Origin of the sequence: Zobellella iuensis (assembly GCF_016746085.1) — a bacterium.
In the GTDB taxonomy this organism is placed as follows: domain Bacteria; phylum Pseudomonadota; class Gammaproteobacteria; order Enterobacterales; family Aeromonadaceae; genus Oceanimonas; species Oceanimonas iuensis.
Map to the genome: position 1 here is coordinate 79,206 of NZ_JAERTZ010000014.1, position 17,245 is coordinate 96,450.

Annotated in this window: 14 protein-coding genes; 7 read left to right on the top strand and 7 right to left on the bottom strand. The window is 64.0% G+C overall.

Annotated features, from left to right (window positions below; all coding sequences use genetic code 11):
• Nucleotides 1-2 precede the first annotated feature (2 nt).
• The 7 genes from JKV55_RS06090 to ehuR all read right to left on the bottom strand — a co-directional run bounded on the left by JKV55_RS06090 (nucleotide 3) and on the right by ehuR (nucleotide 8,378).
• Nucleotides 3-1,436: an aldehyde dehydrogenase family protein gene (locus JKV55_RS06090; protein ID WP_202083248.1), complete on the bottom strand. Its 1,434-nt coding sequence runs from the start codon at nucleotides 1,434-1,436 to the stop codon at nucleotides 3-5.
• A 52-nt stretch (nucleotides 1,437-1,488) separates the two neighbouring features.
• Nucleotides 1,489-2,541, bottom strand: a complete 1,053-nt coding sequence (locus JKV55_RS06095; protein ID WP_237332700.1) for a threonine aldolase family protein — start codon at nucleotides 2,539-2,541, stop codon at nucleotides 1,489-1,491.
• 41 nt (nucleotides 2,542-2,582) lie between these two features.
• A complete protein-coding gene (locus JKV55_RS06100; RefSeq protein ID WP_202083250.1) occupies nucleotides 2,583-3,764 on the bottom strand; it encodes a M24 family metallopeptidase in 1,182 nt (393 codons plus the stop codon).
• A gap of 94 nt (nucleotides 3,765-3,858) precedes the next feature.
• The gene (locus JKV55_RS06105; protein ID WP_237332701.1) at nucleotides 3,859-5,145 is read right to left on the bottom strand and encodes a TRAP transporter large permease; all 1,287 of its coding nucleotides are present in this window, start codon (nucleotides 5,143-5,145) and stop codon (nucleotides 3,859-3,861) included.
• Nucleotides 5,146-5,162: 17 nt separating this feature from the next.
• Nucleotides 5,163-5,726 carry a TRAP transporter small permease gene (locus JKV55_RS06110; protein WP_094038528.1) on the bottom strand — a complete coding sequence of 188 codons (564 nt, stop codon included), beginning with the start codon at nucleotides 5,724-5,726 and terminating at the stop codon, nucleotides 5,163-5,165.
• A 62-nt stretch (nucleotides 5,727-5,788) separates the two neighbouring features.
• Nucleotides 5,789-6,808, bottom strand: a complete 1,020-nt coding sequence (locus JKV55_RS06115; RefSeq protein WP_237332702.1) for a TRAP transporter substrate-binding protein — start codon at nucleotides 6,806-6,808, stop codon at nucleotides 5,789-5,791.
• 205 nt (nucleotides 6,809-7,013) lie between these two features.
• On the bottom strand, nucleotides 7,014-8,378 hold the full coding sequence (gene ehuR, locus JKV55_RS06120) for a MocR-like ectoine utilization transcription factor EhuR (RefSeq protein WP_202083252.1): 1,365 nt from the start codon (nucleotides 8,376-8,378) through the stop codon (nucleotides 7,014-7,016).
• 446 nt (nucleotides 8,379-8,824) lie between these two features.
• Here ehuR and doeA point away from each other — a divergent pair, with 446 nt between their 5' ends.
• From doeA to JKV55_RS06155, 7 genes are all read left to right on the top strand, one after another.
• The gene (gene doeA / locus JKV55_RS06125; RefSeq protein ID WP_202083254.1) at nucleotides 8,825-10,012 is read left to right on the top strand and encodes an ectoine hydrolase DoeA; all 1,188 of its coding nucleotides are present in this window, start codon (nucleotides 8,825-8,827) and stop codon (nucleotides 10,010-10,012) included.
• Between the two features lie 7 nt (nucleotides 10,013-10,019).
• The gene (gene doeB / locus JKV55_RS06130) at nucleotides 10,020-11,021 is read left to right on the top strand and encodes a N(2)-acetyl-L-2,4-diaminobutanoate deacetylase DoeB (protein WP_202083256.1); all 1,002 of its coding nucleotides are present in this window, start codon (nucleotides 10,020-10,022) and stop codon (nucleotides 11,019-11,021) included.
• Between the two features lie 106 nt (nucleotides 11,022-11,127).
• Nucleotides 11,128-11,607, top strand: coding sequence for an Lrp/AsnC family transcriptional regulator (locus tag JKV55_RS06135; RefSeq protein ID WP_202083258.1), 480 nt, complete (start codon nucleotides 11,128-11,130; stop codon nucleotides 11,605-11,607).
• A 469-nt stretch (nucleotides 11,608-12,076) separates the two neighbouring features.
• Nucleotides 12,077-13,594 (top strand): NAD-dependent succinate-semialdehyde dehydrogenase, encoded by a 1,518-nt coding sequence (locus tag JKV55_RS06140; protein ID WP_237332703.1) that lies wholly within the window; start codon nucleotides 12,077-12,079, stop codon nucleotides 13,592-13,594.
• Between the two features lie 53 nt (nucleotides 13,595-13,647).
• Nucleotides 13,648-15,054, top strand: a complete 1,407-nt coding sequence (locus JKV55_RS06145; protein ID WP_202083260.1) for an aspartate aminotransferase family protein — start codon at nucleotides 13,648-13,650, stop codon at nucleotides 15,052-15,054.
• Between the two features lie 123 nt (nucleotides 15,055-15,177).
• Nucleotides 15,178-16,170 carry a hydroxyectoine utilization dehydratase EutB gene (gene eutB, locus JKV55_RS06150; protein WP_202083262.1) on the top strand — a complete coding sequence of 331 codons (993 nt, stop codon included), beginning with the start codon at nucleotides 15,178-15,180 and terminating at the stop codon, nucleotides 16,168-16,170.
• 37 nt (nucleotides 16,171-16,207) lie between these two features.
• On the top strand, nucleotides 16,208-17,152 hold the full coding sequence (locus tag JKV55_RS06155; RefSeq protein ID WP_202083264.1) for a cyclodeaminase: 945 nt from the start codon (nucleotides 16,208-16,210) through the stop codon (nucleotides 17,150-17,152).
• Nucleotides 17,153-17,245: the final 93 nt, after the last annotated feature.

Genomic DNA, 17,245 nt, shown 5'->3' on the forward strand with positions numbered 1-17,245 from the left:
GTTCAGTCCTCCAGGGCGGCGCCGTTGATGTTGAGCGAGTTCTTGCTGCTGAAGGCGCGCAGCCCTTCCGGCGACAGCGCCAGGGAGCCGTTGCCGGAGTGGCGGTGGCCGATCCAGCCCAGGCGGGCGTCGACGAAGTTGCAGCGGTTCACGTAGAGGGTGCCGAAATCGAGCGCCTCGATAAAGGCATTGGCCCTGGCGCGCGAACGGGTGAAGATGGAAGCGGTCAACCCGTAGCGGGTGTCGGCGACCAGGCCGAAGGCCTCTTCGTCGCTGCGTACCTTCATCACCGGCAGCACGGGCCCGAAGGTTTCCTCCTTCATGATGCGCATGCCGTGATCCACCCCGGCCACCAGGGTCGGCTGAATGAAGTCGCAGCCCGCCAGGGTCTCCCGCGATCCGCCGGTCACCAGGGTCGCGCCCCTGGCGGTGGCATCCGCCACCAGCTCCAGCAGGCCGTCGATGGCCGCCCTGCCGCCGAACAGGGGCCCCAGGGTGGTCTCTGGCCGCAGCGGGTCGCCGTTGACCTCAGCGACCATGATGGCCCTGGCGCCTTCCACCACGGCGTCGTACAGGGACTCGTGCACGTAGAGCCGTTTGACCGCACAGCAGGACTGGCCGGCATTGTGCAGCCGGCCGATCTTCACCGCCCACAGCAGGGCCTGCTCCAGATCGGCGTCCTCGGCAATGTAGCAGGCGTCGTTGCTGCCGAGCTCCAGCGCGGCCTCGATAAAGGGGGAATCCAGCTGATCGTTGAGCGCCCGCCGGGCGATGCTCTGCTGGATCACCCGCCCGCCCTGCACCGAGCCGGTGAACACCACCTGGTCGATGTCGCCCCGCTCGATGATCTCGGCGGACACCTCATAGTCGACGGTGATGTTGAACAGCAGATCCGCCTGATCGCCCAGGGTGTGGAAGGCCCGTTCGAACAGGCGCCCCACCGAGGGGGTGGTGGTGTGCTTGAGCAGCACGGCGCTGCCGCTCAGCAGGGCGCAGACCACGCCGTTGATGGCGGTGAACAGCGGGTAGTTCCAGGGGCTGATGATATAGACGATGCCCTTGCCCCGGTAGCGGATGCGGCCCTGGAAGTCGGCATCGTGATAGGCCGAGAGATCCAGATCCGCCAGCGCCCCGTCCTCGGCAAAGCGGCACATGTATTCCGCCCGCTCGATCATGTAGCGCAGCTCTTCGGCCGCCGCCGTCTTCGGCTTGCCCATCTCCCGGGCGATGGCGGTGCTGATCTCGTCCTCTGCCGCCCGGAATACCTCCAGGGCGGCGCGCAGCCGGCGTGCCCGCTCCGGCGCCGGTACCCGCGACCAGCGCCGGTAGGCGGCCCGGGCCAGGGCCAGTTTTTCCGCCACCGCGCCGAAGCTGGCCGAGGCCTGTTCGAAGACGGTTTCGCCGGTGAAGGGGTTGTTCAGTCGTACCATCGCCATCGTTGTCTCTCCTTGGTTTTTCTGGGTTCCCGCTCGGGCCGATGCCTGCGGTTTACTGTTCCTGTGCGGCCAGTTGTCCCATCCGCGCCACAAAGGCGTCGACATGGGCGCGCTCGATATCGAACGACATCACCAGCCGTGCCTCGGACCGGCCGGGACTGCTGTCGGCCCGCCAGACGTGGAAGTAGGCTTGCTGCTGCAGCGGCGCCAGCCAGTCGTTGGGCAGTTCCACGAACAGCATGTTGGTCTCTACCGGCGCCACCAGCCGGGCCTGGGGCACGGCCTTGAGCCGCTCGGCCAGGTAGGCCGCCATGGCGTTGGCCTGGGCGGCGTTGTGCAGCCAGAGATCGTCCTCGAAATAGGCCAGGAACTGGGCGGCGAGGAAACGCATCTTGGAGGCCAGGTGCATGCCGTGCTTGCGGATCACCGGGTACTGGGCCTGCAGGGCCGGGTTGAGCACCACCACCGCCTCGCCCATCATCAGGCCGTTCTTGGTGCCGCCGAAGGACACCACGTCCACCCCCAGCTCGGTAAAGAGCCGTTTGCAGTCGCCCCCCAACGCCGCCACCGCATTGTGGATGCGGGCACCGTCGATATGCACGTAGAAGCCGTGGGCCCGGGCGAAGTCGCAGAAGGCCCCGAGCTCGTCCGGGCGGTAGACGGAGCCGCGCTCGGTGCACTGGGCGAGGGAAATCACCCTGGGCTGGCTGCGGTGCTGGAAGCCGATGTCACCCAGGCGCGGGCGCATGTCGTCGATGCGGATTTTGCCGTTGTGCGCCGGCAGGGTGATCAGCTTGGCGCCGAGGAACTGTTCGGGGGCGCCGGCCTCGTCGATCCACAGGTGGGACTCGGCGGAGCAGAACACGGCTTCGAAAGAGCGCACCAGCCCCTTGAGGGCGATGACGTTGGCGCCGGTGCCGTTGTACACCAGGAAGCTTTCGGCCTGATCGCCGAACAACTGCTTGAAGGCCCGGTTGGCGCGGGCGGTCAGTTCGTCGGCGCCGTAGCCCAGGGCATGGCCCCGGTTGGCGTCGGCCAGCGCCGCCATGATGGCGGGGTGCACCCCGGAGGCGTTGTCGCTGGCAAACATGGGAGCTTGGGTCATGAATCCTCCAGTGAGCGCCGGCCGAGGCCGGCGCCGTGCGGTCAGTCGATAATAAAGAGCGCCCGCGGGGTGTTGCACAGGCATTCCACCCCGGTCTTGGTGATGCGGATCGACTCGGTGATGGCCACGCCCCAGTCATCGAACCAGACCCCGGGCATGAAATGCATGGTGACGTTCTCGGTCAGCAGGGTGTTGTCGATGGGCCGGAAGCTGATGGTGCGCTCGCCCCAGTCGGGCGGGTAGCCGATACCTATGCTGTAGCCGCAGCGGGAGTCCTTGACGATGCCGTGTTTGGAGATCACCGCATCCCAGGCGGCGTGCACCTCGTGGGCATAGACCCCCTCCTTGGCAGTTTCGAGCACCGCCTCTATGCCCTCGAGCACGATCTGCACGGTGTCGTAGGCCTTGGGGTTGGGCTTGCCGAGGAAGACGGTACGGCTCTGGGGCGCGTGGTAGCGGGCCTTGACCCCGGAGATCTCCAGGGTAGAGCAGTCGCCCTGCTGGTAGACCTCGTCCCGCCACATCACATGGGGGCAGGAGGTGCCCACCCCGGCCGGGATCAGCGGGGCGATGGCGGCGTATTCGCCGGCGTATTCTTCCAGCCCCGCCACCGAGGTGGCATAGACCTCGGCGGCCACGTCCGCCAGCCGGACCCCGGGCTTGATCTTGTCGATGGCCTTGGTCATGGTCAGTTCGGTCAGGCGGGCGGCCTGGCGCATGTAGCCGATCTCCGCCTCGGACTTGACGCTGCGCACCCAGTTGACCAGGGCGTCGGCATCCACCAGGGTGGCGTTGGGCAGGTGGTACTGCAGTTGGTTGAGGCTGCGGCCGCTGAAGAAGAAGCTGTCGCCCTCATAGCCCACCCGGGCGCTGCCCTTGCCGCGTTCGGTAAGCAACTGGGCGACGAACTCCATGCAATGGGCGGCCGGGTTCTGGATGTAGTGATCCGAATAGCCGAGGATGAAGTCGTCGGTCAGGTAGCTGGTCAGGCGGGCGCCGTTCACGTCCTGGCCGCGCACCACGCACAGGGGCCTGTCCCAGTCCTGGCTGACCAGGGCGTACTGGGGGGTGTAGAACGACCAGGCGTCGTAGCCGGTCAGGTAGTAGAGGTTGGCAGGCTCGCTGACGATCAGCACGTCGATGCCCTGCTCCAGCATGCTCTGCTGGGTCTTGTGCAGACGGACCTGATATTCTTCGAGGCTGAATGGCTGTTGGTATTTCACAGACGGACACTCCAGGCACGAGGTTGCGGGTGCAACCGGGTATACCGGCAACCGCGGTTGCCGGTGGTTGGATTAAACAGGATTCGGAAAAGGCTTACTTGGCGAAGGCCAGATCGCGCAGGAACAGGGCGATCTGCGGAAACAGGATCAGCAGGCCCGCCACCAGCACCAGGATCAGCACGAAGGGCAGGGATCCGCGTACCACATCCACGTAGCGCCGGCGGAACACCGCCACCGCGGTGAAGATGTTGCAGCCGAAGGGCGGGGTGACCGCGCCGATGGCCACCTGCAGGGTGATGATGACCCCCACCAGCACCTTGTCCAGTTCCAGGCGGTTAATCTCGGGCAGGAAGATGGGCACCATGATCAGGATGACCACGATGGAGTCCACGAACATGCAGCCGACGAAGAAGGCGATGGAAATCGCCAGCAGCAGGCCGAGTTCGTTGGTCTCGTTCAGTCCCAGCCCGGCCATGATCGCCTGGGGGATCTGGGCGAAGGAGATCACCCAGGAGAAGGCGCTGCCCGCCGCCACCAGGATGAACACCACGGCGGTGATAAGCCCGGTGGATTTGGCGATATCCAGCACATCCCTGATCTTCAGCTCGCGGAAGATCACCACCTCCAGCAGCAGCGCATAGAGCACGCACACCGAGGCGGCTTCGGTCGGGCTGAAGATGCCGCCGTAGATGCCGAACACCACTATGACGGGGAAGCCCAGGGGCCAGATGGCATCCCGGGTCGCCTTGAGCCGTTCGGACAGGCTGGCCTTGGGCACGGTCGGCACTTCTTCCTTGATGGCAAAGAACACCGAATAGATGGAGAACAGCACCAGGATCAGCAGGCCGGGGACGATGCCGGCGATAAACAGCTCGGAGATCGAGGTCTGGGCGATGCCGCCATAGATGATCATGCCGATGCTCGGCGGGATCAGCAGGGCAATGCCGCTGGAACTGATGATCAGCGACAGGGAGAAGGAGTCCTTGTAGCCGTTCTGGACCAGCTTGGGGTGCAGCGGCGAGCCCACCGCCACCACTGTGGCCTGGGTGGAGCCGGACACGGCGCCGAACATGGTGCAGGCGGTGGCGGTACTCACCGCCAGGCCGCCCTTGTAGTGGCCGATATAGGCCATCACCATGTCGATAAGCTTGGTGGCCGAGCGTCCCTTGGTCATGATGTCGGCGGCCAGGATGAACATGGGCACGGCGATCAGCGATGCCGGCCGAATACCGGCGAACATCTGCTGGATCATGAACTGGGAATTGCCGAAGCCGTTGAACTGTACGTAAAAGCCGATCAGGGTGGCCACCATCATGGGCACCATCATGGGGAAGCCGATCAACAGCAGCACCACCATGGCCATCAGCATCAAAGAGGTCATATCCATTGGTCCAGCCCCTAAATTTCCGCCACGTTTTCATACTCTTCACTGGTCACTTCACTGGCCAGGAAAATCTCTCTGTTGAACAGGTTCTTGATCCCGGCAACAAAATACTCGAAGCCGGTAATAAACAGGCTGATCGGCACCCACAGATAAATGGTGTAAACCGGAATTTGCAGGGCGGGCAGTACCTGGCCGCGCGGGGCCACCCACAGGATGTATTTCACCGAGAAGTAGCAGATGGTGAAAATGCAGGCCGAGGTCACGAAGGTAATGATGACAATCAGGCCTTTCTGAAGCTTCTTGGGCAGGGCATCGAAGATGGCCGTCATCCGGATATGGCTGCCATGCCGGGCCGCAAAGCTGGTACCCGCGAAGGTCACCAGGATAATCAGAATGCTGTTCACTTCCTCGGCGAAGAACAGGCTCTGGTTGAAAATGACGCGACCGATAACGTTCGCAATATTGTTGGTCGCCATCAACAGGACGCTGGCAATAAGAATAGCGCCCTCCACCTTATTCAATATGCCGATAAAGTGATGGTAACCCGATTTGATCAGGCCGGGAGACGAGGTAGTCATCAGCAGCTCCTTGAGACTTGGCGCAGGGGGTGACACGGGTTGCCCCGTGCCACCCCTGGTTTTTACTTGCCCTTGGCGTCTTGCAGATCCGCTTCCATCTGCTCGAGGATCGCCTTGCCGGATTGACCGGTCATTTCCACAAACCTGGCCTTGACCGGGGCGGACGCCTCACGGAAGGCGGCGCGCTTGTCTTCGGCGAGCGACACGAACTGGATGCGCGGCTTGGCCGCCTTGATCTTGGCGATGGACTCGTCCTCCAGCCCCTGCTGGTAGTCGAGGATGAAGTCGGTGGCCTCGGCAATGGCTTTTTGGACCAGCGCCTGATCGTCATCGGACAGGCCGTCATAGAAGTCCTTGTTGGCCATCACCGCGGTGGTGAAGATGTTGTGGCCGATGTCGGTGATCACCTCGGTCACCTCGTACATCTTGGTGGACTCGATGAAGAACATGGGGTTTTCCTGGCCCTGGATCATCTTGGTCTGCAGGGCGCCGAACACTTCGCCCCAGGGCAGCGGGGTGGGCACGGCGCCGAAGGACCTGTAGGTTTCCACCAGCAGCGGCGAGGTCATCACCCGGATCTTGACCCCGTTCAGCTCGGCCGGGCTCTCGAAGGGCGCCTGGGTGGTGATGTGCACCCGCCCTTCCGGGAACATGCTCAGCAGCTCCAGCCCCTTGTCGGCGTAAAGCTTGGGAAAGTGCTCGTTGATGACCTTGGAGTTCTTGAAGAAGTAGTTGATTTCAGTTTGTTTCTCGGGAAGGACATAAGGCATCAGAAAGACCTGGGCCTCGGGGATCAGGCTGCCGGTAAAACCGGGGGACTGGTCCACGAACTGCAGTATGCCGGCCTGGGCCTGCTCCATCACATCCACCGACTCGCCCAGGGTGCCGAAGGGGTAGATCTGCACCTTGTGATCCGAGTTGGCCTCGATCACTTCCTTGAACTTGGTGGCGTACACGCCCTGTACTTCGGTCAGGCTTTCCTCGATCGCGTATTTCCAGGTGGCGGCACTCACCTGCAGCGAGGCCAGGGCCAGGGCGGCGACGGACAGCTTGGTGGTCAAACCCGGTGATTTCTTGCTCATGTCAGTAGTCCTTCTGATGGTTGGTTCCGCATTGTACAAATGTAAAAATCGGTTCGTTGACAGACTGCTTCCTCGAACGATCTCCGTTCAATTTGTCCTGATTTGTCTTGGTGACAATTTGATAACATTCATACTAACCGCAGCCTGCCGCCGTTTTTTTTCGTGTCGGGCCCGGCCAGCTTGCGACTTCTTCTGTAATCGCCCCTCACAACAGAAAATGTGTGGGCGGCGGCGGCGCGTTGAGCATGTCCGCCAGCAACTGCAGGCCATGGCGCACCCGCTGGCGGCCGCTTTCGCTGCCCAGGCTGAGCCTGACCCGGTCGAGCCGGCGTTCCGGATCGACCACGAAAGGCTGGTAACCGGTGATCAGGATGTTGGCCTGTCTGGCGGAGCTCACCAGCTCGTCGGCGCCCCAGCCTTCCGGCAGGCGCAGCCACAGGTGCATGCCGTGCTCGTGGCAGTCGTACTCGAAGCCCGACAGTATCTCCCGCGCCAGCCGTTGGCGGACCGCGAACTCCTGCTGCTGGAAGACGATCTGCCGCGCCAGGCTGCCATCCTGGATCCAGCGGCTGGCCACCTCGAATACCAGGGGGGTGGCCATCCAGCTGGAGGCCGCCAGCCGAGCCACGCTGTGCTGCATCAGGTGGCGCGGGGCCACCATAAAGCCACAACGCAGGCCGGGCGCCACCGTCTTGGTCAGGCCGGTGACGTAAAACGCCTGATCCGGCAACAGGCTCGACAGGGGCGGCAGCCGGTCCGGCTCCAGGGCACCGTAGACGTCGTCCTCGATCACCATCAGGTGATGGCGTCGCGCTATCTCGGCGATGGCCTGGCGTCGCTCCGGCCCCATGTGGCAACTGGCCGGGTTGCTCATGCTGGGGGTACAGCACAACACCTTGATTTTTTTCTTGCGGCAGGCTTCTTCCAGAGCGGCGGGAATGATGCCCTCCCGGTCGGTGGGCAGGCCGCACAGGCGCACGCCCAGCATCCGTGAACGTGCGATCAGGCCGTGATCCACCAGCTCCTCGCAGGCCACCAGATCCCCCGGTTGCAGCAGCACCCCCATGGCCAGCATCAGGCCCTGGGAGGCACCGTTGCACAGCAGCACCCGCTCCGGCTCCGCCGGCAGTTTCTGGCTGTCCAGCCAGTGGGCGACCGCCTCCAGGTGGGCGCGCTGGCCCTGCACCGGACGCATGGCCCCGATCAGGGCGTCGGTATTGCCCTGGCCGATACGTACCAGAGTGTCGCCGAACAGCCGGGACAACTCGCTGGTGCAGACTGGATGGGCGATGGACAGATCGATGGCCCGGCCCTCGGTGTCCTTGTCCTCGACCAGCATCAGCTCGGTTTCCTTGTCGGCACCGTAGTCGCTGACGAAGGTACCGCTGCCCACGCAGGCGGTGATAAAACCCTGCTTCTCCGCATGGGCATAGGCGTTGCTCACCGTCTGCACGCTCACCTGCAGTTGCTCCGCCAGCACCCTGTGGGTGGGCAGGCGGGTGCCGGGCAGCAGTTCTCCACGGGCGATAGCCTCTTCCAGCGCCTTGGCGATGGCCAGGTACTTGGGCATTCCTGTTTTCAATAACGGTTGGATATCAATTGTCATAGTTCAATAAATTCATTGACACGAATAAATGCACTGATGTGTACTAGCGCCCGAAGCAACATACTAGGACAATAAGCGGTACCAATCCAGTCTTTTGCCCGATTGTCATGATTGCAGGGACGAATTGTATCAGTTAGGCGCTATGGGCCCCGGCCCGACGAGGTAACACTCATGGATAACCACAGCCTGAACCCCATCCTGCTTCTGCCAGCCTTGGCGACGGTATTCCCTTCTCTTCTGCGTGAGCGAACGCAAGGCCTGCGCCCGCAGGATCGCTGATCAGCGGTTGTGCCGGCATCGCCGGCACAACCGCAATCCCCAACCCAAAAAAAACCGCCATCAAGCCGCTGTCTGCCCCCTGGGCCGGCAGGGATTGGTGGTCCCGATTGCCAGACATAGAGATAGCTCTCATGCATAACCATGTACCCAACTTCTCCCTCGAGGAGTACCAGACCCGGCTGGCCAAGGTGCGCGCCGCCATGGACAGGCACGAAATCCAGACCCTGATAGTGCACGATCCGTCCAACATCGCCTGGCTCACCGGCTACGACGGCTGGTCCTTCTACACCCCCCAGGTGGCAGTGGTGGGACCGGCCGGCGAGCCGATCTGGTACGGCCGGCAGATGGACTCCAACGGTGCCAAACGCACCGTCTACCTGCAGGAGGAGAACATCACCTGGTATCCTGACTACTACGTGATGAACCCGCCCCTGCACGCCATGGAGTACCTGGCCAACCAGATCCTCAAGCCACGCGACTGGGCCCGGGGCAATATCGGCATCGAGATGGACAACTACTACTTCAGCCCCACCGCCTACCTGGCGCTGAAGGAAAACCTGCCCGAAGCCCAGCTGGTGGACGCCACCGCCCTGGTCAACTGGTGCCGGGCAGTGAAATCCGAGGCCGAACTGCGCTACATGCGCATCGCCGCCCGCATCGTGGAGAACATGCACCAGGCCGCCTTCGAGATGATCGAGCCCGGCCTGCCCAAGAACCGGCTGGTGGCCGAGATCTACCGGGTGGCGATGGAAGGCCACGAAGGTCATTTCGGCGACTACCCGGCCATAGTGCCCATGCTGCCCTCGGGCAAGGACGCCTCGGCCCCGCACCTGACCTGGGACGAACGCCCTTTCAACCACAACGAAGGCACTTTCTTCGAAATCGCCGGCTGCCACCGCCGCTACCACTGCCCGCTGTCGCGCACCATCTACCTGGGTCAGCCCAGCGATGACTTCCTGCGCGGGGAAGAGGCGCTCAACGCCGCCCTCGAAGCCGGGCTGGCCGCCGCCAGGCCCGGCAATCGCTGCGCCGACATCGCCGATGCCCTCAACGCCGTGTTGTCGGACTACGGCTTCAACCGGGAAGGCGCCCGCTGCGGTTACCCCATCGGCCTGAGCTACCCGCCGGACTGGGGCGAGCGCACCATGAGCCTGCGCAACACCGACCAGACCATACTGGAGCCGGGCATGACCTTCCACTTCATGCCGGGACTCTGGCTGGACGACTGGGGCATAGAGACCACCGAGAGCATAGTGATCACCGAGAGCGGGGTGGAAACCCTGTGCAACTATCCCCGCAAGCTGTTTGTAAAGAGGTAACCAGACAATGCAGGCAACCACCATTACCCCCACCGTCGACTTCGAGCGGGACGGCAAGCAGCACGGTTTTCTCAAGCTGCCCTACTCCAGCGATCAGTCCGCCTGGGGCTGCATCATGATCCCGGTCACCGTGGTGAAAAACGGCGAGGGCCCCACCGCCCTGCTCACCGGCGGCAACCACGGCGACGAATACGAGGGCATCACCGCCCTGTTCAAGCTGGCCAACAGCCTGGAGCCCGAGCAGGTACGGGGCCGGGTGATCATAGTGCCGGCCATGAACTACCCGGCGGTGCGCAACGGCAGCCGCACCTCGCCCATCGACAAGGGCAACATGAACCGCAGCTTTCCGGGCAACCCGGCGGGCAGCATGACGGAGCGCATCGCCGACTACTTCAACCGCTACCTGGTACCGATGTGCGACTACGCCCTGGACATCCATTCCGGCGGCAAGACCCTGGACTTCATCCCCTTCTCCGCCGCCCACCGGCTGCCGGATCCGGCCCAGGAGGCCGCCTGCATCGAGGGCGCCAAACTGTTCGGCGCACCCAACGTGGTGGTGATGTTCGAGCTGGACACCGCCTCCCTCTACGACACGGCGGTGGAATCCCAGGGCAAGGTGTTCGTCACCACCGAGCTGTGCGGCGGCGGCACCAGCAGCCCCGAGACCATCGCCCTGGCGGACCGGGGGGTGCACAACTTCCTGATCTTCGCCGGTATCACCCGGGGCGACTACCGCCTGCCCGACACCCCGCCGCGCCTGCTCGACATGCCCGACGGCTCCTGCTACATGATGAGCGAGCACCAGGGCCTGCTGGAGCTGTGCGTTTCCCTGGGCGACCGGGTCAGAACGGGCGATCTGGTGGCGCGCATCCACAGCCTGGAGCGCACCGGCCAGCCGCCGGCGGAATACCGGGCCAAACGCGACGGCATTCTCGCCGGCCGCCGCCACCCGGCGCTGATCGACATCGGCGACACCTTCGCGGTGCTGGCGGTCGAGCTCGACGCCTGAACAGAACTTAAGATAAGTACTTGAGCACAAAGGGCTGCTGGTTGCCACCGGCGGCCTTTTGTATACTCAAGCCATCAAGATTGCACAACAACAAGCAGGAAGCCCCATGCGTCTGGATCGCTACGACATCAAAATTCTGCAAATCCTGCACCAGCAGGGCCGCATCACCAAATCCGGCCTGGCCGAGGCCATCAACCTCTCGGTCAGCCCCTGCTGGGAGCGGGTCAAACGGCTGGAGGACGCCGGCATCATCCAGGGCTACGGCGCCCGCATCAATACCGAAGTGCTGTTCAGGCGCTCGCCGGTGCTGGTGGAAGTCAGCCTCAAGCAGCACAGTGCCGAAGCCTTTAACCGCTTCGAGCAGGCCATGCAGCAGTGCGACCAGGTGGTGGACTGCTACGCCACCGGCGGCGGCGTCGACTATATCCTCAAGGTGATGTGCGACGGCATCGACCAATACCAGCGGCTGATCGACAGCTGGCTCACCTCCGGGCTCGGCATAGAACGCTACTTCACCTATATCGTCACCAAGACCATCAAGCAGCAGCAGCCCAGGCTGGAATTCGCGGCGGAATACAAGGAGTAGGACGGGGACCAACAGTCTCCAGTTTGTGGACGACCTTGTCTGTTATAACCCAGGAAGCCGGTCAAAGGGCCAGCTCCGCCGACACGCCGCGGTAGATGACACTCGCCGCTTCAGCCTGCTGCGAACATTCACTGGATGTTCGGTCAGGCTGAAGCAACTCGTCACGGCGAGACAAGCTCGCCCCAGGTGGGCTCGAAATGCCATCCATGGCATTTCATGGTCGGCGGAGCCGTTCCCTTTGTCCGCCTGTTTTAACATGGGTGTTGCCTGTTTACGTCAGCCCGGGCTTGGGCAGTAGTCCGTCATACCCCACCTTTCTCTCTCCTCCAGAAAAAAACAATTTTTTAACCTCGGTTATCAGAAAAATCGCCCCGCCAACGCCGGGGCAACAAAAAGTATCTCCCCGCCATCGCTCCTAGAATGACCTCATAGCAACAACCTGTACCCAAACAACGAATTGGTGGTGTTTATGAGCCTTACCCTCAAGCATGTATCCGACAGCAAGGTCACCGAAGCCATTATGCCCTATCTCAAGGATCCCCGGCTGGTCCGCGAACTGGCCTATGTCAACGGCAAATGGGTCAACGGCAACGCCGATCTGGCCGTGCTCAACCCGGCCACCGACGACATCATCGGTCACTGCACCCAGCTGCAGCCGCTGCAGGTCAGCCAGGCCATCGACGCCGCCGAACGCGCCTTCCCGGCCTGGCGGGCACAGCTGGCCGACGAGCGCGCCGCCATCCTGATGCGCTGGCACGATCTCATCCTCGACAACAAAGAGGACCTGGCGGTGCTGATGGTGCTGGAGCAGGGCAAGAGCCTGAGTGATGCCCGCGGCGAAATCGACTACGGCGCCTCCTTTATCCGCTGGTTCGCGGAAGAGGCCCGCCGCGCCTACGGCGAGACCATTCCCAGCCATATTCCCAACGCCCAGTTGGCCACCCTGCGCGAGCCCATCGGCGTGGCGGCGTTGATCACGCCCTGGAACTTCCCCAGCGCCATGATCACCCGCAAGGCGGCGGCGGCCCTGGCCATCGGCTGCACCGTGCTGGTCAAGCCGGCCAACGAAACCCCCTTCTCCGCCCTGGCGCTGGCCGAGCTGGCCGAGCGCGCCGGCTTCCCGGCCGGGGTCTACAACGTGATCACCGGTGACGGCGCCGAGGTGTGCGACGTGCTGTGCCGCTCCGACAAGGTCAAGGCGCTGTCCTTCACCGGCTCCACCCGGGTCGGCAAGCTGCTGCTGGAGCAGGCCGCGGCCACCGTCAAGAAGTGCTCCATGGAGCTCGGCGGCAACGCCCCCTTCATCGTGCTGCCGGACATGGACATCAGCGCGGCCGCCAAGGCGGCGGTGGACGCCAAGTTCCAGACCGCCGGGCAGGACTGCCTGGCCGCCAACCGCATTTTCGTGCCGCGCGCCAAGTATGAAGACTTCCTCGCCGCCTTCGCCGCCGAGATGGCCAAGATCCAGGTAGGCAACGGCTTCGACGAGGGCGTGACCATGGGCCCGCTGATCTTCCGCCAGGCGGTGGACAAGGCCCAGGCCATCGTCGATGACGCCCTCGCCAAGGGCGCCCGGCTGATGGCCGGCGACCAGAGCCAAGCACCGGGCACCAACTTCTTCATGCCGACCCTGCTGGCCGACGTGACCCCGGAGATGAAGGTATTCCGCGAGGAGAACTTCTGCCCGGTGGCCGGGGTGCTGCCCTACGACAGCATCGACGAGCTGATCCCCCTGGCCAACGACACCGAATACGGCCTGGCCGCCTATGTGTACGGCCACGACATCCGCCATATCTGGCAGCTGATGCGCGGCCTGGAGTTCGGCATGGTGTCGGTCAACTCGGTGAAGATGACCGGCCACCCCATCCCCTTCGGCGGGGTCAAGCAGTCGGGCCTGGGCCGCGAAGGCAGCCGTCACGGCTTCGATGAATACAGCCAGATCAAGTACTACTGCCTGGGTGCCATGCCGACCGTTAGCGGCAGCTGAGACCAGGACTGAACACCCATACCGGATTGAACGCTATCAAGGGAGCGACCACCATGACCATAGATACCAAAAAGCTGCTCGAAATCGACCGCAACACCGTGTTCCACGCCTCCACCCACCTGAAGCAGTACGCTCATGGTGAAGTGGGCGGACGCATCATCACCGGCGCCCAGGGCATCCGCATCCAGGATTCCGAAGGCGTGGAGCTGATTGACGCCTTCGCCGGCCTGTACTGCGTGAACATCGGCTACGGCCGCACCGAAATGGCCGAGGCCATCTACGAGCAGGCCAAGAAGCTGGCCTACTACCATACCTATGTGGGCCACACCAACGAGGCGCTGATCGAGCTGTCCGACCGTATCATCAAGATGGCCCCCGCCGGCATGAGCAAGGTGTACTACGGCATGTCCGGCAGCGACGCCAACGAAACCCAGCTCAAGCTGGTGTGGTACTACAACAACGCCCGTGGCCTGCCCCAGAAGAAAAAGGTGATCTCCCGGGATCGCGGCTACCATGGCTCCAGCATCGCTTCCGGCTCCATGACCGGCCTGCCGCTGTTCCATGCCCACTTCGACCTGCCGCTGGAGCGCATCAAGCACACCATAGCGCCGGTCTACTACCGCCGCCCCGACGACAACATGAGCGAGCTGGAGTTCTCCAGGTACTGCGCCGCCAAGCTGGAAGAAATGATCCTGGCGGAAGGGCCGGACACCGTCGCCGCCATGATCGGCGAGCCGGTACTGGGCACCGGTGGCATAGTGCCGCCGCCCGAGGGCTACTGGGCCGAGATCCGCAAGGTGCTCGACAAGTACGACATCCTGCTGATCGCCGACGAAGTGGTGTGCGGTTTCGGTCGCCTTGGCGCCGACTTCGGCTCCCTCTACTACGACATGAAGCCGGACCTGATGACGGTCGCCAAGGGCCTGACCTCCGCCTATCAGCCGCTGTCCGGCGTGATCGTGGGCGAGAAGGTATGGAAGGTGCTGGAACAGGGCACCGATCAGTGGGGCGCCATCGGCCACGGCTACACCTATTCCGGCCACCCCATGGGTGCCGCTTCCGCCCTGTGCAACCTGGACATCATCGAGCGCGAAGGGCTGGTGACCAACGCCCGTGAGGTGGGCGCCTACCTGCAGCAGCGCATGCAGCAAACCTTTGCCGAGCACCCGCTGGTGGGCGAAAGCCGCGGCGTGGGCCTGCTGCACGCCCTGGAGTTCTCCAGCAACAAGGCCAGGCGCGAGCACTTCGATCCCAACCTCAAGGTGGGCCCGCAGATCGCCGCCGCCTGTCTGGAGCAGGGCCTGATCGCCCGCGCCATGCCCCACGGCGACATCCTGGGCTTCGCCCCGCCGCTGGTGGTCACCAAGGGCGAGGTGGACGACATCGTCGAGCGCACCGCCAGGGCAGTGAACAAGGTCACCGACAAGCTGGTCCGCAGCGGTGAGTGGAACGCCAAGTAAATAGACGAAAGCCGGAAGCTTCCAGCTTCCAGCTTCTAGCTTCTAGCTTTCAGCAAATATCACTCAGCCAGGTTCGCCCGCCGAACCTGGCTTTTGCGGTCATCACCACCAGAGAGGCAAAGGATGCCAGCAACGGATGTACTCCCCGACCTGTCGCGGATCTATCGGGCCCGGCAGGCACTGCAAGGCCAGGTGGCGCGCACGCCCCTGATCCGCTCCGAGGCCCTGTCGCGCCGCTTCGGCTGCGAGGCCTGGCTCAAGCTCGAAACCCTCCAGCCCATCGGCGCCTTCAAGCTACGCGGCGCCACCTTCGCCATGAGCCGGCTCGGCCCGGAACAGCGCCAGGCCGGCGTGGTCACCTGCTCCACCGGCAACCACGGCCGTGCCATCGCCTATGCCGGCCAGCGGCTCGACATTCACACCCTGATCTGCATGTCCCGGCTGGTCCCGGCCAACAAGGTCGAGGCCATCCGGGCCCTGGGCGCCGAGGTGCGCATCATCGGCAATTCCCAGGACGAGGCCGAGGTGGAGGCCCTGCGCCTGGTCGAAGAGCAGGGCATGGTCTACCTGCCGCCCTTCGATCACCCGGACATCATCACCGGCCAGGGCACCATCGGCCTGGAGATCCTGGAGGATCTGCCGACCGTCGACACCGTCTTCGCCGGCCTATCCGGTGGCGGCCTGGTGGGCGGCATCGGCATCGCCCTCAAGGGCATCAAGCCCACGGTGGAGCTGGTCGGCGTCACCATGGACAGGGGCGCGGCCATGGTGGCCAGCCTGGAGGCGGGCCAGCCGGTGCAGGTGACCGAATACGAATCCTTCGCCGACAGCCTCGGCGGCGGTATCGGCCTGCACAACCGCTACAGCTTCGAGGCGGTGCGCCGGCACATGGACAGGGCCTACCTGGTCAGCGAAGCCGCCATCGCCCGCGCCATGGTGCACTTCGTCGAGCATGAGAAGATGCTGGTGGAAGGCGCCGCCGTGGTGGGCGTGGCCGCCATCGAGCAGCACAGCCTGGACGTGCGCGGCAAGCAGGTGGTGTTCGTGGTCAGCGGCCACAACGTGGCGCTGGACACCTTCGACCGCGCCCGGGCGCTGGCGGCGGTATCGCGCTGACCGCCCCCCATCAGGACATTCCGCTTTGGAGCAAAACATGAAGATTTATCATAAAGCGCAGATCACCGAGGTCACCGGCCTGACCGACGACGCCCTGGCGGCGGTGGAAGCCGGTTTCGCCGCCCTGGGCCGGGGCGAGGTCACCATGCCGCCGGTGCTCAGCATGAACATCGGCGAGAGCAACGGCGAGGTGGACGCCAAGACCGCCCATATCCGCGGCCAGGAGCGGTTCGCCCTCAAGATAAGCTCCGGCTTTTTCGACAACCCCAAACTTGGCCTGCCCAGCCTCAACGGCCTGATGATACTGTTTTCGGCCAAAACCGGGGTGGTGGACTCGGTGCTGTTCGACGAAGGCTATCTCACCGACATCCGCACCGCCCTGGCCGGCGCCATCGCCGCCAAACACCTGTCGCGGCCGGACAGCGGCTCGGTGGCGGTGATCGGCGCCGGCCTGCAGGCCGAACTGCAGGTCGCGGCCCTGGGCCTGGTGCGCCCGATACGGGAAGTGCATGTGTTCGCCCGCAACAGCGAAAGGATGCTCGCCTACCAGGACACCATGGCACACAAATACGGCCTGCCGGTAACCCTGCACCAGAGCGCGGCTTCCGCCTGCGCCCGGGCCGACATCGTCGTGACCACCACGCCGGCCTCCAGCCCGGTGCTGCACTGGGCAGACCTGCGCCCCGGCACCCACGTGACCGCCATGGGCTCGGACAACGGCCACAAGAACGAGCTGGAGCCGGCGATACTGGCCAACGCCGACGCCCTGGTGGTGGACAGGCGCAGCCAGTCGGAGACCATCGGCGAGCTGCACCACTTCCCCGGTCCCTTTACCAAGCAGGTGTTTGAGCTGGGCCAGGTGATTGCCGAGGGGCTTGGCCTGCGCACCGCCCCCGAGCAGATCACCGTCTGCGACCTGAGCGGCACCGGGGTCCAGGACACCGCCATCGCCAACTACACCGCCGCCCGCCTGGGTGGCTGAAGGGTAACATTAGCGAAACAGAGTCAGAGTGGGCAGGTGGCCGAAACCACCTGCAGCTGGCCGATCCCCTCGGCCCGGATTGCGCAAGGACAC